Annotated in this window: 18 protein-coding genes; 3 read left to right on the top strand and 15 right to left on the bottom strand. The window is 70.5% G+C overall.

Annotation, left to right across the window (positions count from 1 at the left end; all coding sequences use genetic code 11):
• The first annotated feature begins 2 nt into the window (after positions 1 to 2).
• Both ACT01A_RS16420 and ACT01A_RS16415 read left to right on the top strand, forming a co-directional pair.
• Positions 3 to 839 (top strand): ABC transporter permease, encoded by an 837-nt coding sequence (locus ACT01A_RS16420; protein WP_445148165.1) that lies wholly within the window; start codon positions 3 to 5, stop codon positions 837 to 839.
• The gene (locus ACT01A_RS16415) at positions 836 to 2,071 is read left to right on the top strand and encodes an ABC transporter ATP-binding protein (RefSeq protein ID WP_445148164.1); all 1,236 of its coding nucleotides are present in this window, start codon (positions 836 to 838) and stop codon (positions 2,069 to 2,071) included. Before ACT01A_RS16420 ends, ACT01A_RS16415 begins: the two co-directional genes overlap by 4 nt.
• Here ACT01A_RS16415 and ACT01A_RS16410 read toward each other — a convergent pair.
• The 7 genes from ACT01A_RS16410 to ACT01A_RS16380 all read right to left on the bottom strand — a co-directional run bounded on the left by ACT01A_RS16410 (position 2,026) and on the right by ACT01A_RS16380 (position 11,487).
• A complete protein-coding gene (locus ACT01A_RS16410; protein ID WP_445148163.1) occupies positions 2,026 to 5,169 on the bottom strand; it encodes a glycosyltransferase in 3,144 nt (1,047 codons plus the stop codon). The two genes, ACT01A_RS16415 and ACT01A_RS16410, sit on opposite strands and share 46 nt — an antisense overlap.
• On the bottom strand, positions 5,166 to 6,131 hold the full coding sequence (locus tag ACT01A_RS16405; RefSeq protein WP_445148162.1) for a glycosyltransferase: 966 nt from the start codon (positions 6,129 to 6,131) through the stop codon (positions 5,166 to 5,168). Before ACT01A_RS16405 ends, ACT01A_RS16410 begins: the two co-directional genes overlap by 4 nt.
• On the bottom strand, positions 6,128 to 7,465 hold the full coding sequence (locus ACT01A_RS16400; protein WP_445148161.1) for an O-antigen ligase family protein: 1,338 nt from the start codon (positions 7,463 to 7,465) through the stop codon (positions 6,128 to 6,130). Before ACT01A_RS16400 ends, ACT01A_RS16405 begins: the two co-directional genes overlap by 4 nt.
• Positions 7,462 to 8,430, bottom strand: a complete 969-nt coding sequence (locus ACT01A_RS16395; RefSeq protein WP_445148160.1) for a glycosyltransferase — start codon at positions 8,428 to 8,430, stop codon at positions 7,462 to 7,464. Before ACT01A_RS16395 ends, ACT01A_RS16400 begins: the two co-directional genes overlap by 4 nt.
• 129 nt (positions 8,431 to 8,559) lie before the next feature.
• Positions 8,560 to 9,321, bottom strand: coding sequence for a hypothetical protein (locus ACT01A_RS16390; RefSeq protein ID WP_445148159.1), 762 nt, complete (start codon positions 9,319 to 9,321; stop codon positions 8,560 to 8,562).
• A gap of 4 nt (positions 9,322 to 9,325) precedes the next feature.
• A complete protein-coding gene (locus ACT01A_RS16385) occupies positions 9,326 to 10,699 on the bottom strand; it encodes an O-antigen ligase family protein (protein WP_445148158.1) in 1,374 nt (457 codons plus the stop codon).
• A 65-nt stretch (positions 10,700 to 10,764) separates the two neighbouring features.
• Positions 10,765 to 11,487 (bottom strand): hypothetical protein, encoded by a 723-nt coding sequence (locus ACT01A_RS16380; protein ID WP_445148157.1) that lies wholly within the window; start codon positions 11,485 to 11,487, stop codon positions 10,765 to 10,767.
• A gap of 236 nt (positions 11,488 to 11,723) precedes the next feature.
• Here ACT01A_RS16380 and ACT01A_RS16375 point away from each other — a divergent pair, with 236 nt between their 5' ends.
• A complete protein-coding gene (locus ACT01A_RS16375; RefSeq protein WP_445148156.1) occupies positions 11,724 to 13,175 on the top strand; it encodes a lipopolysaccharide biosynthesis protein in 1,452 nt (483 codons plus the stop codon).
• On the opposite strand, the gene ACT01A_RS16370 is transcribed toward ACT01A_RS16375, so the two are convergent.
• From ACT01A_RS16370 to ACT01A_RS16335, 8 genes are read right to left on the bottom strand one after another with little or no spacing between them, the layout of a single operon-like run.
• On the bottom strand, positions 13,168 to 14,253 hold the full coding sequence (locus ACT01A_RS16370) for a glycosyltransferase (RefSeq protein ID WP_445148155.1): 1,086 nt from the start codon (positions 14,251 to 14,253) through the stop codon (positions 13,168 to 13,170). The genes ACT01A_RS16375 and ACT01A_RS16370 overlap by 8 nt on opposite strands.
• A complete protein-coding gene (locus ACT01A_RS16365; protein WP_445148154.1) occupies positions 14,250 to 15,395 on the bottom strand; it encodes a DUF1972 domain-containing protein in 1,146 nt (381 codons plus the stop codon). The genes ACT01A_RS16370 and ACT01A_RS16365 overlap by 4 nt, the downstream gene beginning before the upstream one ends.
• Positions 15,392 to 16,657, bottom strand: a complete 1,266-nt coding sequence (locus ACT01A_RS16360) for a hypothetical protein (RefSeq protein WP_445148153.1) — start codon at positions 16,655 to 16,657, stop codon at positions 15,392 to 15,394. Before ACT01A_RS16360 ends, ACT01A_RS16365 begins: the two co-directional genes overlap by 4 nt.
• 13 nt (positions 16,658 to 16,670) lie before the next feature.
• Positions 16,671 to 17,375 carry an SDR family NAD(P)-dependent oxidoreductase gene (locus ACT01A_RS16355; protein ID WP_445148152.1) on the bottom strand — a complete coding sequence of 235 codons (705 nt, stop codon included), beginning with the start codon at positions 17,373 to 17,375 and terminating at the stop codon, positions 16,671 to 16,673.
• On the bottom strand, positions 17,372 to 18,316 hold the full coding sequence (locus ACT01A_RS16350) for a phosphoglycerate dehydrogenase (RefSeq protein ID WP_445148151.1): 945 nt from the start codon (positions 18,314 to 18,316) through the stop codon (positions 17,372 to 17,374). The genes ACT01A_RS16355 and ACT01A_RS16350 overlap by 4 nt, the downstream gene beginning before the upstream one ends.
• A complete protein-coding gene (locus tag ACT01A_RS16345) occupies positions 18,313 to 18,993 on the bottom strand; it encodes an acylneuraminate cytidylyltransferase family protein (RefSeq protein WP_445152839.1) in 681 nt (226 codons plus the stop codon). The genes ACT01A_RS16350 and ACT01A_RS16345 overlap by 4 nt, the downstream gene beginning before the upstream one ends.
• On the bottom strand, positions 18,986 to 19,624 hold the full coding sequence (locus ACT01A_RS16340; RefSeq protein ID WP_445148150.1) for a cyclase family protein: 639 nt from the start codon (positions 19,622 to 19,624) through the stop codon (positions 18,986 to 18,988). Before ACT01A_RS16340 ends, ACT01A_RS16345 begins: the two co-directional genes overlap by 8 nt.
• The gene (locus ACT01A_RS16335) at positions 19,621 to 20,592 is read right to left on the bottom strand and encodes a glycosyltransferase family 2 protein (protein WP_445148149.1); all 972 of its coding nucleotides are present in this window, start codon (positions 20,590 to 20,592) and stop codon (positions 19,621 to 19,623) included. The genes ACT01A_RS16340 and ACT01A_RS16335 overlap by 4 nt, the downstream gene beginning before the upstream one ends.
• Positions 20,593 to 20,621: the final 29 nt, after the last annotated feature.

The raw sequence follows: 20,621 nt of genomic DNA, 5'->3' as shown, positions 1-20,621 counted from the left end.
CGATGACCGCACGGACCGCGAGCCCGGTGTCGTCGCCTCCGGCCCCGGACACGACGTTGACGTCCCCTGGCTCGCGGCGGCTGAACCCGGCCGTCTTCCAGGAGGTCGTCCTGCATCTCGTGCGACGCGAGATCGACGCGACGCACCGGATGACGGTGCTCGGCTGGGCCTGGCCGGTGGCCCGCCAGGTCGCCCAGCTCGCCGCGCTGGTCTTCATCTTCGGGTCGGTCCTGGACCTCGGCATCCCGCACTTCCCGGTCTTCGTCTTCAGCGGCCTGATCGCCTGGACGTGGTTCTCGACCGGCATCGGCACCGCCGCGACCGTCCTCCTCGACGAGCGCCACCTGGTCTTCCAGCCGCGCCTGCCCAGCGCGGTGCTGCCGATCGTGGCGATCGTCGTGCCGCTGGTCGACGTGCTGCTCGCGCTGCCCGTGCTGATCCTGCTGGCGGTGCTCGAGCGCGGCCTGGAGTGGACGGCGCTGCTCACGCCCCTGCTGGTCATCTTGCAGCTGCTGCTGATGACGGGGATCGCGTGGCTGGTCTCCTCGGTGAGCGTCTTCTTCCGCGACGTGCCCAACCTGACCCAGGTCGTGCTGCAGATCTTGTTCTACATGACGCCCGTCTTCTACGGGCTGCGCACGGTGCCCGATGAGTACGAGCCGATCCTGCACGCCAACCCGATGACGACGATGGTCGAGGCCTACCGCGCCGCGCTGCTCGGCGACCCGTGGCCGTCGGCGACCCAGTTCATCTACGTGGGGGTCCTGTCGCTCGTGCTGTGCGTGATCGGCTACCTGACATTCCGCCGCCTGTCCCGCGACTTCGCCGACAACCTATGACCCAGCTGCAGCTCGACGGCGTCTGGAAGTCCTTCCCCCGCTGGCAGGCGGGGACGCGCAGCGTGCGCTCGCTCCTGGACCCGTCGCTGCGCGCGCAGCGGCGCTCCAACGAGCTGCGCTGGGCGCTGCGCGACGTGTCGTTCACCGTCGAGGCGGGGCGCGCGCTGGGCGTCGTCGGGCACAACGGCGCGGGCAAGTCCACGCTGCTGCGGCTGGCGTCCGGGATCAGCGAGCCGACGCGCGGCGCGATCCGCGTGGCCGAGGACGCCGCGTCGGTGCTGTCGCTGGGCGACACCTTCAACATGGAGCTGACCGGCCGCGAGAACGCGCTCACCGCCGCGCTCGTGCACGGGATGCGCGTGCGCGACGCCAAGCGCGCGATGCCGGCGATCCTGGAGTTCGCCGAGCTGGAGGAGTTCGCCGACGCGCCGGTGCGGTCCTACTCCGACGGCATGAAGCTGCGGCTGGCGTTCGGCGTCGTCGCGCAGCTGCGCCCGCGGCTGCTGATCCTCGACGAGGTCCTCGCCGTCGGCGACCTGCGCTTCCAGGAGAAGTGCATGGATCGCATCCGCGAGTTCCGCGAGTCCGGCGCGGCGCTGCTGTTCGCCTCCCACAACCTCGAACAGGTCGTCGAGGAGTGCGACCAGGTGCTGTGGCTGCGCCAGGGCCGCGTGCTCGGGCTGGGCGACGCCGAGGAGGTCGTGGACCGCTACCGCGGCGCCACGCAGGAGGCGACGCTGATGCTCACGCCGGAGCCCGAGCCGGGCGACGACGACGAGCTCGTGTTGCAGGAGACGCGCTTCGGCACGCAGGCGGTGCGGATCGACGACGTGCGCGTCGGCGCCGACGGCCGCGGCGAGATCGACCCCGGCGGCACGCTGGACGTCACGTTCACGATCCACGCCGACGAGGCGCACGAGGAGCTGGCGGTGTCGCTGGCGATCCAGCGCCCGGAGGGCGAGATCATCTGCGTGGACGTCAACACGCAGGCGGACGGCATCGCGGTCGGGCCGATCGAGGCGGGCGGGACGCGTCGCGTGGCGCTGGCCCTAGAGGACGTCGAGCTGGCGCCGGGCACGTACTTCGTCGACGTCGGGGTCTTCCCGACCGACTGGGCGTTCTCCTATGACTACCACTGGCGCGTGCACAAGCTGCGCGTGCGCGGCAACCGCTACAGCGAGTACGTCTACGTGCCGCGAGCGCGGCGCTGGACCATCGGCGACGCGGCCTGAAGGCCGGTCTCGGCGGCGCCGCGCGCGGCGCCGATGAGCGCCGGGTCCGGGCGGCCACGGTCCTTGTAGGTGCGCCAGAGGACGGTGGCGGCCAGGCCGACGGCGCCGCGGGCCAGCGTGGCGGGCGGCGGGCCGCCGTTCTTGGTGTGGGACGCGAGCGTCGCGGCGGCCCACGCGGCGCCCTGCTCGCGTGGCGGGACGGCGGGATCGCCGAGGCCGTGGACGTCGCGGCGGGCGACGAGGCCGCCCGCTTGGAGCACCGCTCCGATGAGCGCCAGCGCGGGCGCGGGCGCGCCGTGCGGCGCCAGCTCGACCGGGATCCCGCCGAGCTGGAGGACGCGCTGGACGCGCAGGACGAGGTAGGCCGGCGCGTCGCCGGCGGCGAACGTGGGCGGCGCAGCGGCGTCGTGCAGATGCAGCGGGCGGACCGGGAGGTCGGCGGCCAGGCCGCTGCCGAAGGCGACGTCGACAGCGGTCTCGTCGAAGGCGTCAAGCGCCTCGTCGAGCCAGGCGTCCGGGGCGGCGGCGTCGGCGTCGCTCGTCGTGGGCGCCAGCGTAATCGCCACCAGCGGCGTGTCGGCGGCCGCGACCGCGTCGGCGACCTCCGCCCAGGTCGTGAACGGCACGAGCGTGATGTCGGCGCGCAGCGGCGAGGGCGCGGCCGGCGCGGGCGCCCACCCACGGCCCTGCGCGAGGCGCTCGATGTCGCGCTCGTCGAGCGCCTCTATGACCTGGTCGGCAACGTGCGGGCCCCACATGCCCTCGCTCGGGCGCACCCAACCGACCTCGCGGTCGCCGAGCGTGAGGCGCAGCGTCGGCGCCGCGATCCCTGGACGCGGCAGCGGCGCGTCGTCGAGCAGGTCGACGTCGAGGACGTGCTCGGCCTGCGCCGGTCCGTCCCACTGCGCCCGGACGAGGCCGTCGTGGTAGGCGGCGCGCTGGGCGAGCTTCATCAGCCGCAGCCACGCCTCCCGCAGCTTGCCAGCCTCCAGCAGGTCAAGCGCGCGATGGACGGCAGCCTTTACTGGTGCAAGGCGCCACGCGGCGAAGCCCACGGCGCGCAGGCGCCCGCCCTGCGACGGCGGCGTGTGCGCGACGACCGGCAGCGTGCCGAGCGTCTCGGGGTAGAGCTGCGCGAGCTTCGCGTCGCCGAAGCCCTCCAGCTCGGCGCCGCGCAGGCGCGCGGGCGTCGTCAGGCCGTACTCGTGGATGGCAATGGCATTGGGTTCGTAGGCGATCGCGTGCCCGGCGGCGGTCCAGCGGACGCCGAGCTCCCAGTCCTCGCGGCGGTACGGGATGACCTGCGAGAAGCCGCCCATCGCCAGGAAGGCGTCGCGGGGCACCGACAGGTTGCCGCTCAACATGGACATGAACGTGTGGGCGGTCGAGCCGCGCAGCAGCTCGAAGGTGTCGCTCCACCAGATCGCCGTCGAGCGGGCCGCGAGGCTCGGGAACGGCGGCGCGGGCGGATAGGCGCCGACGACCGCTGTCGTGGTCGTGGCGTTTGCGTGGGCGGCGAGGTGGCGTGAGACAAGCTCGGGCGCGGCCAGCATGTCGTCGTCGACGAACAGGACCAGCGGCGCGGAGGCCTCGGCGGCGCCGAGGTTGCGGGCCTCGGAGGCGCCGCGGCCGCCGGTGGCGATGAGGCGAACGGTCAGTCCGGGGCGCTGGACCTCGTCGAGGGTGAGGATCGCGGGGCCGGCGTCGTCGATGACCAGCACCTCGAACGGCGCGTCGACGCTCTGGCGGGCGAGGTGGTCGAGGCAGCGCGCGATGGCGTCGGGGCGGTGGTGGGTCGGGATGACGATCGAGATGGCCGGCGCGCCCTCAGGCGCGGGCGCGCCCTCGGCGGGCGCGGGCGCTGCGGGCGGCTCCGGGGGCGGCGCCAGCGTCGCGGCGATCGCGCGCTGCTGGGCCAGCGAGGTCCGCCAGCGCCGCCAGCCCAGCGCCCAGCCGATGATGAACTCCCACGACAGGCGCGTCTCGACCGTGTCGGCGCGGCCGACGACGCGGCGGCGCTGCGTGCGCAGGTGCTGCGCGACCAGCCACCACCACGCGCGCCAGGTCTCAAGCTCGCGGTGCTCGGTGGCCAGCTTGGCGATCGCCGACGCGCAGCCCGTGCCGTAGCCGCGGATCGCGCGGTGCAGCGCGCGCGGGTCCGGGCGGTGCTGGTGGAAGGTGAAGAAGTCGGGCTCGTAGACGACGCGGTGGCCGTTGACGATCGTGCGGGCGAAGACGTAGTAGTCGCCGCCGGACTCGCTCGGCGTGCCCGCGTCCAGCTCCGGCGGGAACGGCTCCGGCCCGAGCTCCAGTAGGACTTCCCGACGGAACGCCATGTTGGCGCCGAAGCCGACGCCGCCCGCGTGGTTGATGGAGATCGTGTGCCAGGTGTAGGTGATGCGGTTGACGCCGCGGCTCAGCGGCGCGGTGCGCTCCATCCGCACGCGCGAAGGCGTGTCGAGCTTCCACGGGAACGCCGGGCCGGACATCGCGCCGACGAGCGGGTCGGCGAAGACCGTCGGGACCGAGCGCAGCCACGCGGGCCACGGCACGCAGTCGTCGTCGGTGAAGGCGACGACGTCGCCGGTCGCGTTGCGGACGCCGGTGTTGCGCGCGTTGTCCAGGCCGCGCCGGTCCTCGCGGACGTAGCGGAAGCCCGCCTCGCGCACGAAGGCCTCGCAGTCCTGGTCGCCCGGGTCGTTGTCCACCACGATGACTTCATGGGGCGCCGGGTCCAAGCGGCTGAGGCCGCCGAGGACGTCGCGGATGTACTGCGGGCGGCGGTGGGTGCAGAGGACGACCGAGACGCGCGGGGTCGTGGGCGGCACGTCGTCGCGCGGCGCGCCGAGGCGGGCGCGCAGGTCGGCACGCAGCGCGCGGCGGAACGCGACCGGGTCGCCGTGGCGGGCCAGCGCTGCCGCGACCAGGCGCGGGCCGCCGCCGCGCGGGCTCGGCAGCTCGACGCGCTGGGCGGGCGTGCCGTCGGAGAGGACCAGGACGCTCCAGCGCGGGGCGTCGTCGAAGGCGAACCGCTGCGGCGGGTCGGTGGCCTCGACGATGCCGGTGCCCATCGTCAGCGCCCGGCGAGGCGGGGTCATCGCAGCGCCTCCAGGACGGCGTCGCGCTGCGCGGCCCAGCGTGCGGCGTCGCGGTCGCGGACGGCGGGAGCGGCAGCGTTCAGCTCGGCGCGGCGGGCAAGCGCTTGCGTGGTGGCGGCCGCCAGCGCCGCGGCGGTGTTGTCCGCGAAGACGGCCTCAGGGAACTGGGTGCGGAGCAGGGGATGGTCGGAGAGCACGAGCGGGCGCAGCGCTGCGACAGCCTCGAAGGCGCCGCGGGGAACGGAGGTGGGCGCGGTGGTCAACACCATCATGATGGTCGCCGCGGCGACCAGCGCACGGTAGTCCTCGCCACGGCGGTATCCCGAGAACGTGACGTTCGCAGGGGCCGCGGCGCGGACGTCCGGCGGACAGCGCGCGGGGTCGCCGGTGAGGACGAAGCGCGTGTCGGGCAGGAGGCGGGCAGCGCCGACGACCTCGGCGACGGGCTCGTCGGTGGCGAAGATGCCAACCCAGAGGACGGTGGGCTCGTCGTCCCCATCGGCCGGCGGCGCGTCGATGTGCCACAGCGGCGGCGGCTCGTGCACGACCAGCGGTCGGCCGCCGGCGCGCCGGACCTCGTCGGCGAGCGGCTCGCTGGCGACCATCGTCGCCGCCGCGTGGCGCATCAGCCGGGCGTGGACGGGACGGAAGAGGCGGCCGGCGCGGCTGGCCTTCAGGCCGAACCCGCGCGGGTGGGAGTCCATCACGAGCTTGGCGCCGGTGAGCTTGGAGTAGATGTAGGCGATGATCCCGGGGACGATCGGCGGGTTCTGCACGATCACCGCGTCCGGCCGCTTGCGCGCGAGGAACGCCGCGGTGAGCAGCGCGCTGACCGCGTAGCGCGCGGGTGCCAGCGCCGGCGTGTTGAGGCGCGGGAGGTACGGGGTGTGCGCGACGCCGCCGAAGGCGGCGGCAAGTTCATGGGGTCGCTGGCTCGGGGTCCAGGCGAGGACGGCGATCACGCGCGGCGCCCCGGGCTGGTCGTGCCGGCTGCGGTGGCCGTGCCCGCGGCGCCCGCCGCGGCGACCAGCGCCGCGAGCGTCCAGACCACCTGCGGCGCGCCGCTGGTCGTGAAGTACGTGGCGATGACCTGCGTGACGGCGAGGACCAGGACGATGGCCACCGTCGCCGACCCGATCCCGGCCTCCAGCGCGGACCCTCCGGCGCGCACGAGCCGCCGCCCCTCCAGCAGCAGCTTCACCATGAACGCGACGTAGATCATCAACAACAGCGCACCGCCGCGCAGCAGCATCGTGACGTAGACCGACTCGGTGTACTTCCACTTGGCGTCCGGCGGGATGTCGGGACCGTAGCCGGTCAGCCAGCGGTCCTCGAGGACGGGCAGGTACTGGTCCTTCCAGATGTCATAGCGGTAGACGATCGTCCGCGGGACGATGCCGTGCGCCTCGACGCCGCCGCTCTTGACCGGGTGGTACTGCTCCTTGTAGCGCTGCGCGAAGACCGAGCCGCCGAGCACGACGACGATCAGCACGCCGATCGGGATCCACGTCAGCGGGTTGCGCACGCGGCCGGAGAGCAGCGCCAGGACCACGCAGGTGGCGACCAGCGCGGTGCTCGCGCCGGAGGTGACCGTGCGCAGCAGCGCGATCGTGTCCAGCGCGAAGACGGCCAGCAGCACGCGCTCGCCCAGGACGCCGTGGCCGGGACGCATCAGCAGCGCGAAGGCGAGCACGCCGACGACCAGGAAGTAGCCGGCGGCGACCTGCCAGTGCGGGAACGTGCCGGTGGCGCGGACGAAGCCCTGGAGGTCGAAGTCGCCGCGGTAGTCCGAGCCGGTGAGGTGGACGCCGAAGTCGACGAACGGGTCGAGGCTGAAGGACTGCAACAGCGCCAGCAGCGCGACGGGGACCGAGGCGAGCAGGAGCGCCTTGAGGACGTCGCGGCGCATGCGCGCGCCGTCGGAGGTGATCTCGACCGCCCGGTAGAGCACCAGGAACTGAAACGGGCCGAGCAGGCCGCTGACGTTGTCGGAGTCAAAGGGCGCGTCGCGGCGCAGCAGATCGATCGCCCCGAGGACGAGCGTCGCGACCGCGTAGGCCAGCGCGAGCAGGTCCAGGACGGAGGGCCGCGCGAGCGCGCGGCGGTGGCAGAGGGCGAGCACGGCGCCGCCGAGCAGGACGGTCAGCAGCTCGCTGATCCGGAAGCCCGGGACGGGCAGGCCGCGCTTGACGCCGCTCAGGATCGGGACGAGCGCGACGAGCAGCAGGGTCGCGAGCCGCGCCCACCGCAGCGTCTGGGTCTGTTGGTCGTCGGCGCGCGTCGAGGCGACGGTCACGCGGCGTGCCGCGCAACCGGCAGCGTGTGGATCATCGGTGGATCCTTGCGCTCTTCGACGCGCACTTCCATCGCGGCGCGGACGTCGCCGAACGTCAGCTCCTCGACCGATCGGTAGATCGCCAGCCCGCGCGCCGCCAGCTCGGCGGCGATCTGGCGCTGGTGGTCGTCGACGTGCTCGCCGTGGCGCGCCTCGCGCGGGACGAGCACCGGGCACTTGCCGGACTCCATCGCGTCGATCGCCGAGCCGATGCCGGTGTGCGCGATGACCGCGTCGGCCTCCCTCATCGCCTGGGCGAGGTCCTGCCACGGCAGCGAGCGGCACGACGCGACGTCCAGGCCCGACATGTCGGTGTCCCCGACCTGCCAGAGCACCTCGGCGTCGCTGGGCAGGATCTGCAACAGGCGCTCGACGAGCCGGCGGAAGCCGTAGCCCTCGATCAGGCCGAAGGTGACGACGATCTTCAGCGGCCGGCCGGCGGGCGACGGGTCGGCCGGGGCCGCGCTGAACCCGTCGAAGACCGAGCCGACGTAGCGCCACGTGTCGTCGGCCCACATCCGGTACTGGGAGAAGCGCTGCACGCCGGGCACCCGCGCCAGCAGCCGACCCGTGAGCGACGGGCCATCCGCACGCGCCGCGCTCTCGACGTAGATCGTCGGGATGCCGCGCAGACGCGACAGCGGCAGGAACGACATCGCGACCGCCGAGCCCGTCGAGACCACCGCATCAGGCTTGACCCGGCGCAGGATCCCGTTCGCCGGCCCCACGTTCTTGAGCGCCCGCCCAAGATCCCGCGGCCCGACGTACGGCACGTAGATGACCTGCTCACCCTCCAGCAACGACCGGCTCTGCGGCCCGTCGAACGTGACCCACACCCGATCCTCACCAACGGCGTCAAGCCGTGACGCAAGCCTGTGCAGCTGCGCGAGATGCCCACCGGCGGCGGCGACGAGAAGGGAGGTCATGATGGAGGCGTCAACGTGCCCAACCAGCACCCGATTTGCTCATATTCAGCATACGGACCGCAGGTGCTCACGTTGCGTCAACCCAGTCGTTCGGCCAGCTCGCCCCGACTTTGAACGGTGGCTCGTCTGTCACCCCAGCACGCAATACATGGTGTGAGCTGCCGTCGATGCCGAGTCCGTAACCCGGCGCACGGGGACGTGGTACTCCGCCCACTTCTGGTAGTTCAGCCGGTCACGAGTCCTAAGGACACGATTTTCCGCAGTCGACATGGCGCCGTTCTGGATTCCACGCTGCCCGGCGACAGCGGCGGCCCGCAAAGCGCGTATTCGCAAGGCATTTGGCCTGATCCCACCGACCGCCGCCACCTCCTGCATGGTCAGACCCCGAACGAAGTAGAGCTCGCTGAACCTCGACTGATTCACTCCGAAGACGCTCTGGGTCTTGCGCGTGATCGTCCACGTATGGAAGACGTGGGAGAGCAGGTGCACCGACAGATGCGATTGGGACAGCACACGCCTGGTGCGCTGTAGCAGCGTTGCGCGTAGCTTCGAGCGGCGCGTCAGATGACGCGAAGCCACCAGGCGACCGGCCAATGTCCGGGTTGGGATGCCCCGCTGCCGAGCCAGCTCGTTCAGGGTCAGCCCAGTGCGATCGAGCTCCGAGGCGATGCCGGAGGTGTCCTCCTGGAAGATGCTGACCAGCTTCGCCTCGTTGAACGGGACCCATCGCTCCATGACCCAGGACTCGGCAGGAAGCCAGTCAGGCGCTGCACCGACTGGCGCAGCGCTGTCAGCCTTGATCGGATCGGCGGAGGCCAGCGGCGACAGCGCCCCCAAGCCGGCAAGGACGACAGACATCAACAACGCGAGTTTTTGCGGGCGGGCGCGCATCGTCCTAGGTATTCGGTGCGACAGGACGAGCCCCAACGGCAATGGACGAACGACCGGTCTCACGCTCGCGCCCTGAAGCCTCTTCTACAGCTTCAGGAGTAGCAGCCCGGGAAACGCGATAGGCGGTGGCCATCCCGCTGGCGGCACCGGCAGCCAGCAGGACCGCGACAAGCGCCTCCTGGGCGTAGTAGGTCGGAGCTACCTCGGTTGTGCCGCCCAGAAGAATCGCGATGACGGAGCCAAGTACGGGACCGGTCATGGACCGAGGATGCAGCCGCGTGAAGCGGACCAGACCGGTGATCGTCATAGCCATGGCCGCGACCAGGAGGAGCAAACCCACGTATCCGCCATCGACGAGCGTCTGCAGAACCACACTGTGGGTGGGTGCTGCGGTCGGATCGGCTTGCCCGGAGAAGAGGTAGGCATAGTTCGACGACGCTCCCGACGTGATCTGGCCGGCCGCCCCCCAGCCCCAGACAGCGTCAAGACTCGGATGCTTGATCGTGTCCCAGGCCCCCTGCCAGATGTACAGGCGGTTCGTGCCGGTGGCAAAATCTCCCCCGTTGCGCGAGAGGCTCGTGTCCAGACCCGTTCCCGCCAGCATCCCCAGAACGGTCAGCAGGAGAAGCGGCAACACGGGCAGGAGCGCCGCCACGCCCGACGCCGCGCGGATGCGATCGCTGAGCGCGAACCAAAGGATGACCGCGATTGCGACAATGAGCGATCCGCGAGAATCACCAAGGAGCAAACCTGCACAAGAGGCGACCACCGCAAGGGCGGCCATCCATCGCGGAACGGCAGGGACATGCCGCACCAGCATGATGCCCGCAGCCGCCAAGCCGCCCGCAGCGACCACGCCGAACAGATTGATGCTGTTCGTCAGCGGAAACTCGACACGACCAACGTGGATCCCGACGGCACCGAGGGTCGACGCCGGATCCCCCAATGCGATGCTTCCTCCGCCCGGCTGTTCCGCCGCGCGCGTGGGCGCACCGCCTGCCCACAGCAGCACGTTAACCAGCGAGTACATCGCCGGAGCGAACGCGATGGCGGCGAGGCGACGCTCCCGCTCCCGCTCGCTCCGCGCCCGGTTGATGGCCACGAAGGCAAAGACGACGAGGCTCACGTACAGCACCGCCAGCTGGTACGCGTTCGACACCGAACCGTAAACGCCGTTCTGCGCGCCGCGGACGAGCTCGGTGCCGATGTACCCCGCGTAGATCACGGTGATGGCCAGGGCGCCGGCGCGAGGGGCGCCGAGGCGAGGTACACCGAGGGCGCTCGCCGTAGCCCACCACACCAGGACGAGCGTGAACAGCTTGATGTTCTGGGTGTGCCCGACGAGCAGCGGCAGCCGGATCAGGACGATGCTCGACACGGCGACCCCGAGAACCAGCGCATCGCTGGTTCTCGGTCGATCGACTGCCGAGAGGCTAGCCACAGCTAAACGAGCTGCTCGGTCCGCGACGCCTCGTCAGTCGAATGCTCGGCCGATAATGGACCTGCTGACCTTCGTGGGCGCGTCTCCAGAGCGAAGGCGACGAACGCGGCAAGCGCGATACCCACGAACAGACCAAGCGCAACGTTGCGCTTCGTCTTGGGTGCGACTTTGACCGCGCCCCGCGCCGGATTGTCGACGGTCGCGTTAGCGGTTTGCAGGGCCTCGAGGGTGTCGAGTTGCTCCTTCTTCTCCTCCAACGTGTTACGAAGTCTCGACCGGCTGTTGTCGTCCTCCAATTGCTGCAGCCGCTTGACGACTCCCCGTTTGGCCGTCTGGACCGCGCGGGTGTCAAGCTGACGGCGGTACGCCGTAAACGCCTGGGCGTAGGCATTTGCCAGATCAATAGCCCGACTTGGATCATGGTCTTGCGCCTTGAACAGCAGTACGTCAGCGTTGCGCGCGACCGCGACGCTCGAGTTGCTGAGCAGCGCGTCTGGATCGACGCTGGAGTCCGCCTTGGTAACGAGCTTGGCCACATTGATCGACCGAGCGACCGACGCCTGTGTCTCGATCTCGCGTATAGCGTCGTTGCTGCTCGACGATTGCTGCGGGAGACCGCTCAGCGCTGCAGCCAGATTCTGCTGGTTCAAGAGCACCGACGCGGTGCCCTGATACATAGCCTCCTGCTTGCGGGAGAACGCGAATGCGGCGACCACAGGGATCACCACGAGTGGGACCACCACCCACTTCCATCGCCAGGCGATCGACAGGTAGCGCCAACCGGCTTGCAAACTCTTACCGCCTTGAATCGGGAACGTCCTCGCGGGAAGTGTGGCACGTCCTGGCCCGTGTCATGCCCTGTGGCAACTGATGGCCCTTCGATACTCTGAAGTTGTGCCAGCGCCCGCGCCGCCTCCTCTGGAGGCGGTTCCCAGCCGCTCTCGTCCTGAAGGAGCAGCCGTTGGCTGAGAGCAATCGTCCGCTGACCAGCGCCGCCGTCTTTGCCGTGGCGGCAGCAGCGCAGCGCGCGTTGAGCCTCCTTCTCCTCCCGCTCTACACACGAGCGCTCACCCCGGCCGAGTATGGCGACCTCTCGGTCATCCTTTCGTTCACCACGGCAGCGGTGATCTTTCTCGCCCTCGGCCTCGATTTTGCACTTTGGCGCACATATTTCGGGCTTGAGAACGATCCGTATCGTCAAATGAACCTCGTGTGGTCGGCTTGGGTGACCACGATCATCAGCGCTCTGGTGGGCACGCTGCTTCTCAGCCTGGGAGCCGTGTTATTCCTCAGGGGTTCGCGGATCGAGCCGATCGACGCCATCCTGGGAATCGCCTCGTCCGGAATGCTCGTCATCTCGACAACCGTTCCGATGACCGTGTTGCGTGCCGAGCAAAGGCTCCGTGACTTTCTCGTCCTGACCGCGATGTCGGCGTTGCTCACGGCCAGTTTTACGGTCTGCGCAGTGGTACTTCTGCACTGGGGCATCAAGGGCTGGCTTGCGGCCGCGCTGGCGGCGAACGCGTTGGGTACCCTCGCTGCAGCAGCCGTCGTACCGTTCCGTCGTCCCGATCCAATGGATTGGACCGGAGTCCGAGCGTCCCTTCGGCTTGGTGTGCCGCTGATGCCGCACTTCGTGTCCCATTGGGCCCTGCAGTTGGCCGATCGCCTGGCGCTCACCAGCCTGGTCAGCGCATCCCTTGTGGGCGTGTACAGCCTCACGGCGAACTTGTCGCTCCCCGCATTGATCGCCGTGCAGTCGCTCAACCAGGGATTCATGCCGATGTACGCGCGTGCGGCCCATCGGACCGACGAGCGCGCCGGCCTCGCCTCAATTGCGACGAAACAGCTGCTGCTGACATCGTCGGTCTGCTTACTGTGCGCGATCGTGCTGCCGTCGGTCGTGACGGTCGTCGCGCCGAGCGAGTACAGCAGCGCGGCGTCCATCCTTCCTTGGCTGGTGCTCGGCTACGCGTTCGTGGGCGCGTACTCCATCCCTATGAACGGACTCAGCCTCGTTCTGGGCAGGACCTCGTTCGTATGGGTGACGACCGCGTTGAGCGCGATGCTCAACCTCGCCTTGATCTACATCTTTGTTCCGGATCACGGTCTCGTTGCCGCGGCAATCGCTTCGGCAGTTGCGTACTTCGCACTGCTGGTCGGGATGACCCTTTACGCGCGGCGCCACCACAGCCCTGTCCGCTTGGACCTTCGTACCGCTGTGCCCGGCCTCGCGGCCCTCGGCCTGATTTACGCCGTCGTCGCGCTGCTGGTACCTGAGCGAGGTTGGACAGCACTTCTGATTCGTGGTGGGATCTCCGCTGCCTGCGTGGCAGCCGTGGGTATCGCATTCCTCGCCAGACAGCGACGCCGGCGCAGGGCCGCGAGCCCAGCCGTTGATGCGATCAACTGACCCTTCTCAGGATCTCACGCCATCGTTGAGCGGCGGCCCTCGGAGCGTATTCGGAGCGTAACCGGTCCAAGGTCCGGTCCCACACCGCCACCGACTGCGCCGTCGCTCCGTCGAGATGCCAGTTTCGCAGCGCCGCGGCCAGATCGGAGGCACTTCGGGGCACGACGGTCATCGCGTCGGCGAACGGCTCGGCCAGATCGGTCGCGCCGCCGCCCGGGAAGGCGAGCACGCGGCAGCCGCGCGCGAGCGCTTCGACGATCACCATGCCGAACGGCTCGGGGTGCAATGACGGCACGACGAGCAGTGCCGCGCGCTCCAGGTGGGGCGTCGGGTCGTCCGTGAACGGCAGCACCGTCCAACGGCCGTCCCGACCGCGCTCGGCCAGGCGCTCGGCGGCCTCGGCGAAGACCGTGCCGGGCTGGGCGCCCACGAAGGTCAGCGACGGCCGGCCCGACGCGTCAGACCGCGGGAACGCCTGCTCGTAGGCGTCGGCGAGCACGTCCTGGCCCTTCCAGTCGTTGAAACGGCCGAGGAACAGGATGCCCTCGCGCGACGCCGGGTCGACGGTCGGCGCGGCTGGGATCCGCTCGTCCTCCAGCCAGTTGGGCACCAGCGCCTGGACCCGCGGCCCGCGGACGCAGGCCCGCCACTGGCTCAGCACGTCCGCCGAGATCCCGACGACGGCGGACAGGCCGAGCCGGTGGACGACGGCCAGGCCGCGATGCTTGGGCGCGCTCGGCTCCAGCCACTCCCGCAGCATCATCACCTTGGAGCCCCCGCCACGGCCGGCCCCGAGCACCGCGGAGGTGTTGTGGATCGTGACGTCGGGACGGACCCGGCGCCGGAACGCGAGCGCCCCAGGCGCCTCGACGCCGCGGCTGGACGCGATCGCGATCGGCCGCACCTCGACGGAGATGCCGCGACGTCGCGCCTCAGCGTCCAGGCCGAGCTCGGGCCGCTGCGCAGGAAGCACGAGCGTCGGCTCTGCGCCGACGTCCGCCAGGACGCCGGCGAGCCGCAGCGCGGACCGGTCCGCGCCGAACAGCTCCCGGCTGCTGCAGAGGATCTCGGCCTTCACGCGGAGACGCTGCCGGCCTTGCGATCGGCCAGCGACAGCAGGAGGTCGGTGTACCGGCGACAGACGTCGTCCCAGGCGTATCGCTCGCGAACGATCTCCTGGCCCGCGGCACGCATCTCCGCGCGCAGCGGCTGCGAGGCCATCACCGCGGTGATGCGCTCGGCCAACGCGTCCACGTCGTGCGGGTAGCGCTGGGCGTCGATCGGGAGGACCTCGCGGTTGTAGACCGTGTCGAGCGCCAGCGTCGGCGCGCCGGCGCCGAGCGCCTGGAGCAGCGCCGGATTGGTGCCGCCCACCGAGTGGCCGTGGACGTAGACGCCGGCGTGCGCCCACAGTTGGCGCAACAGCTCCTGGTCGTCGACGTGGCCGAGCCACATGACGGTGCCGGCCTCCTCCATCGCCTTCAGCCGGTGCTCGATCTCGGAGTCGAAGTTCGCGCTGCCCACGACCACGGGTCGCGGCCCGCTGGCGCCGAGCTTCTCGACGGCGTCCAGCGTCAGCTCGACGTTGTTCTCGGGCACGAGCCGCGCCACCACCAAGAGGTAGGAGGCCGGGTCCAGCCTGAGCATCTCGAGCCGGTCCGTCGGGACGTCCTGGTGCACCGGCGCGCCGTACGGGATGAAGACCGACGAGCGACCGAACTCCCGCTGCCAGACGTCGCCGATCGCCACCGAGTCGCAGATCAGCGCGGGCGCGGTGCGCGCGGTCATCTGCGCGCCCGCCCTGAACGTCGCGCGTCCGAGCGGGCTCCACTTCCCGCGCTCCCACTCGATGCCGTCGGTGTTGATGGCGAACGGCGTCCGGGCCGCCCGCAGCAACGGCAGCCAGAACCCGTTGGCGATGTTGAGCACCAGCACCGCGTCGAAGCGACGGAACACCGCGTCGACGGTGGAGGTCAACCCGTAGGACAGCGTCGACAGCGACTTCGTGTCGCGGCCCGGCGTCGCGATGCACTGCACGTCCTCGGTGATCCACGAACGCCGACCCTCGTCGCGGGTGCGGCAGTAGACCGTCACGTCGTGTCCCTCGTGGACCATGTACCGAGCGAGGTAGCGGACGAGCGTCTCGTAGCCGCCGTAGGTGCTCGGGAAGCCGCGACTGCCCAGGATGCAGAGCTTGCGGCCGGTCTGCGCGGTGCTCACGAGGCCACCTCGTCGAAGCGCGGTGCGCCGCGTTGCAGCAGCGCCGGGATGTGGCTGGGCGTGACGCCCACGATCTTCCGGCCCGCGCGCTCGCCCGTCGCCAGCAGCTCTTCGAGCTGGACGATGTGCTCGTCGTAGTAGTCGCCGTAGTCGCGGTCTGCGAAGAACGCCGGGTGCGCCTCGAAGGCCGCTTGCATCAGGTCATCGGCGTACTGGGTCTTGGCGTTGTGCTTCCAGAAGTAGTTCTCGTTCGGGTTGCGGCCGTCGCAGCCGGCGACCTCGATCCGTTCGGCGAGCGCGAAGGCGATCGGCAGCATGAGGTTGGTCAGCACGTTGCCGGTGCTGCGAACGGTCACGTCGCCCTCCGTCGGCCAGCGCCAGGCGACGTCTGGGCGATGGTCGATCGCCACGACGCGCGGCGCGAGCTCGGGCATGTTGGCCAGCAACGGGCGAGCCCACAGCTTCGACGTGACGATCAGCGCGTCGGTCGCCTCGAACGCATGGCGCAGGTCACGACGGAACGCGGACGCGTAGCGGCTCGGGCCGAAGTGGAACACCCTGTCGCTGAAGGCGATCACGTCAGGGCGCAGGCTCTCCAACAGCTCGTGGTCGCGCACCGCCGAGTTGCAGGTGATCCGCAGGTCGGTGTCGACCTGCTTGGGATCGACCAGCGCCGCCGACGGACCGGTCGCGAGCACGAACGCCGAACCACCCGGCTTGGCCCGCGCCAACAGCCGCTGGGCAGAGACCTCGGCGCTGGGCATCAGGTCGTCGCCGGTGAGGTCCTGGGCGAGATGGAAGTAGGCGATCTCGTCGACGAGCGCGAAGTTGGGGTCGACGACCCACGTCGAGCCCGGCGAGCGCAGGTACTCAGCGGCCAGCCGCGGCGTGTAGCGATGTACTAGGCGCAGCGGCCGACCGGCAGGTCGCTGCGCGGCCCAGCCGGGGTCGCGGACGAGGTCCGGGTCGAGGTAGGGCGCCTGGTCGGGCGTGATCGTCCGCCCGTGCGCGCCCTCCATGTAGATCGGCACCTTCAACCCGGCGAGGTACCAGTTGATGCGGGCCGAGACGTCGGCCAGCGCGGTCGGGTCGTCGCCGACCGCGGGCACGACCTCCAGGTAGTCGAAGCGCGCTTCGGCGGCCTTGCGCAGCGCGCGCTGCTGCAGGCCCCACGTGACACGCGTCTTGACCTTGTTGACCAGCGGGGAGCGACGCCGTCCGTACGCCGCCTTCAGCCCGCGCTCCTTGGTGCTCGACGTCATCGTCGTGGCGCTCCTACTCCGTGCTGAGCGCCGCCATGGCGCCCCCGTCGATGACCAGCGCCTGACCGGTGATGAACCCGGCCCGGTCGTTGTCGGCCAGGAACGCGATCGCCTCCGCGATCTCCTCCGGTCGACCGATTCGCCGCAATGGGGTCGAGGCGACCAACGCCGCCTCGGCGTTCTCGCGGCGGGCGAATCCCTCGCGCAGCGCGGGCGTGTCGACCGCACCGGGAACCACAGCGTTGACCCGGACGCCATGGGGAGCCAGCTCGAGCGACGCCGCGCGGGTGAACGCGACCAGGCCGCCCTTGGATGCCGCGTACGTGCTGATCGACTTCGACGTCGCCAGCGCGTGGACCGAGGCGACGTTGACGACCGAGCCGCCCGTGGCGATCAGGCCGTCGCGACACGCCTTCAGGCAGGCGAACGCCCCACGCAGGTTGACGTGGTGCACGGCGTCCCACTCGGCGAGCGAGGTGTCCTCGAGCGGCTTGAACAGCTGCAGCGCGGCGTTGTTGACCAACAGGTCGACCCGCTCGTACTGGCCGAGCTTCTCCATCACGTAGGGCGCGTCGGCCAGGTCGATCTGCTGGGCGCCATCGCGGTCGACGGGCCGCCGGTCCACGGGGACGACGGTCCAGCCCTGGGCTTCGAGGACGTCGCAGGTCGCGGACCCCACGCCCCCGGCAGCACCCGTGACGATCGCGACGCGGCTCACGAGAGGCGCAGCTCGCGGAGGAGGTTCTCGACGGCCTGCGCGCTGCACTGCAGGACGCCCTCGGCCGTGTTCGAGCCGTTGTGCGAGCCGAACACGCACTGCTCGAAGGAGCGCAGCGGGTTGTCGGCGGCCAGCGGCTCGTCTTCAAAGACGTCGAGCGCGGCGGCCGTGATCTTGCCGCTGCGCAGGGCCTCCACGAGGGCGGGCTCGTCCACCAGCGGGCCGCGCGAGACGTTGACGAACAGCGCGCCGTCGGGCAGCTGGGCGAGCGTCGCCGCGTCGATGATGTGATGAGTGTCGGGTGTCAGCGGCGCGCAGAGCACGAGCACCTCGGAGCGCGACAGCAGCTCGTCGAGCCCGACGCCGGCCACCCCGTGGCCGGAGGACCCCTCCAACGCGGCGGGCACCGCGTCGTAGGCGAGCGTGTCGCAACCGAAGGCGACCAGGCGCCGCGCGACGGCCTTGCCGATCGACCCGTAGCCCAGCACGCCCGCGGTCTTGCCCGCCAGGCGCGTACCTTCAATCTTCAGCCAGTCGCCGTCGACGATCGCCATGTGGATCTTGGTGATGTGGCGGGTCAGCGACAGCAGGTAGCCGAGCGCCGCGTCGGCGACGTCTTCGCCGAAGACGCCCGGCGTGTTGGTGACGGTGATGCCGTGCGCCGCCGCCGCGTCGAAGTCGATGGCGTCGGTGCCCACGCCCCACTTGGCGATCGTCTTCAGGCGCGGCGCGTGTTCGAGCACGCGCGCGCTCAGCGGGTCGTCCCCGGCGATGATCCCGTCGAAGTCGCCGATCAGCGCGATCAGCTCGTCCTCGGACAGCTGCTGGCGCGCGATCTCCGGCAACACGGCCTCGACGTCGGCGGCCTCGAAGCGCGGGCGGAACGTCTCGAAGACGTTCTGCATCTGCTTGCAGGTGACCAGGACGCGCGCGGCGCTCATCGGGCCACCTCCCGCGCCGCGTACAGCGCCTCGACGACCGTCCAGTCCAGCTCGTCGTCGATGTCCCACGCCTCGGCGCCCGCGATCGGCTTCAGAATCGGACGCTCACCGATGCGATTGCCTCGGCGCTTGAGCGTCTCGCCGTCGAACAGGTACATGCAGGAGTTCTCCTCCATGATCGGCGGGAGGTCCTGGGTGCGCAGCAGGACGGCGGGGTCGTGGTTGATCGCCTCGCCCTCTGGTGTCCAAAGGCGGGTGTGCAACGCGGTCACGGTGAAGAGCGAGTCGTGCGCGTCGCCGGCGTCGAGCAGCTCTCGAATGCCGTCGCGCACGGTCTCGACCGTCAACAGCGGGTTGGTGCTGTGGGTCTGCAGGTACAGGTCGGCCGGCACCTGGGCGATCGAGTTGAGCAGCACGTCGTTCATCGGCACCTCGCCGGCGCGCAGGTGCTCGGGACGCTCCAGCACCCGGACCGTCGGGAACGCGACCGCGACGTCGGTCGCGATGACCTCGCTGTCGGTGTCGATCACCACTTCGTCGATCTCGTCGACGGCCAGCAGCGTCTCCACGATGTGGTGGAACAACGGCCGGCCGCCGAGGGGGCGGTAGTTCTTTCCCTTGACGCGCTCACTGCTGTGGCGCATCGGGACGAACGCGGCGATATGCAAACTAGGGATTCTCCAAGGATCTCAGGACGGCGCGCGCCGGTGCGGCCTCGAGCTCGGGAACCGAGATCGGCAAGCAGAACAGCTCGTAGCTCCCCGGTTCGACGTGGGTGAGCGTGAGGCCCTCGAGGATGATGATGGGCGCCGAGAGAAGGATGACATGCGTCGCGTTGTCCTCGTCGAAACGCTGGATCGACAGGTAGTCGATCCCGACGAGCACCACGCCGTGGTCCACGAGCCACTGCGCGCCTTCGGCGGTCAGGGCCGCGTAGTCCTCGTCGAAGCCGTCCGCGACCACGCCCCCACGCGAGTTGGAGGTCTTCAGGAGCACGCGGGTGGTGCCCTCGGGGACGACGTCCTGCAGGTCGGCCGCGTCGATCCGCTTGGCGTCGCCGACCTCCACGACCTCAGCAGGTCCGCACAGGTCCTCCAGGCGCATCGCGGCCATCGGCGCGGCGCCCGCGACCTGGTGCATGGGAGCGTCCACGTGCGTGCCGCAGTGGACGTCGAGCGACAGCCGCGTCGCGGTGCTCACGTCGCCTGCGGCCATGTCCTGGAAGTAGGACGCTTCGATGCCCGGGCTCCCGGGCCAGGCCACCATCCCCGGCCGCAGCGGCATCGAGATGTCGATCAGCTGCGTCATCGGCGGTCCTCGGCGGGCAGCTCGTCGTAGTTGATGATGTTGCCGACCGCCGACTGGTCCTCCTGGCTCGGCCCTCCCGCCGACTTCGGCGGGTAGTAGAACCGCCAGCGCAGGAGCTGCGAGACGGGGCCGTGCTGGCGGAAGCCGCGGTAGGCGCCGTAGAACTGCGCCAGGCGGAAGCGGACGATCCCGCGCGCCTCAGCCCACAGGCAGCCCTGGCGCCGCGCCGCGAGCGCGTCGAGGACGACGTTCTGGACGGCGAGCCGGACCGCTTGCGCGGCGGACATCTCCTGGTCGTCGTAGATCGCCTTGTGCGCGATCGCCTCGCGCCGGTAGCGATTGACGATCTGGCTGAAGACCTCTTCGTGGACGTGCACGATCGGCGCGTCCGCGCGATAGGCCAATGCGTACCCGCGGTCCAGCGCGCGCTTGGCCCAGTGGAGATCCTCCAGGCCGGTGAGGTCCTCGTCGTAGGGCAGGTCGCGCCAGACCTCGCGCCGGATGGCCGCGTTGGCGTTGTTGCAGAACGGGTCGCGCTGGCGCGGATTGGAGGTCTGCGGGAACCACTGCTCCAGCAGCCGGCCCTCGGAGAACTGCCCATGGGCGGGGATGACCTGGCGCCCGTAGGACAAGGCGATCGCGTCGTCCTCCTCCAACGGCGCGACGAGGTGCTCCAGCCAGGAGTCGTACACCGGGTAGACGTGGGCGCTGGCGAAGACGCAGACGTCCCCGGTCGCGGCCTCGATGCCGCGGTTCAGCGCGCCGCCGAACGAGAAGGTCCCCGGACGGACGTGGACGATCTTGGCGCCGAACGCCGACGCGATCGCCAGCGTGGCATCGGTCGAGCCGGAGTCGACAACCACGACCTCGTCCGGCGGCCGGGTCTGCCGCTGCGCACCGGTGAGGAGCCGGCCGATGTGCGCCTCCTCATTGAAGCAGCGCACGATGAGCGAGACGGTGGAGACCATGGGATGACGGGGACGCAGCAGCCTTGTTG

The organism is Baekduia sp. Peel2402, assembly GCF_052567285.1.
The sequence above is the reverse complement of the archived record's forward strand: the minus strand, read 5'-3'. Positions and strand labels throughout refer to the sequence as shown.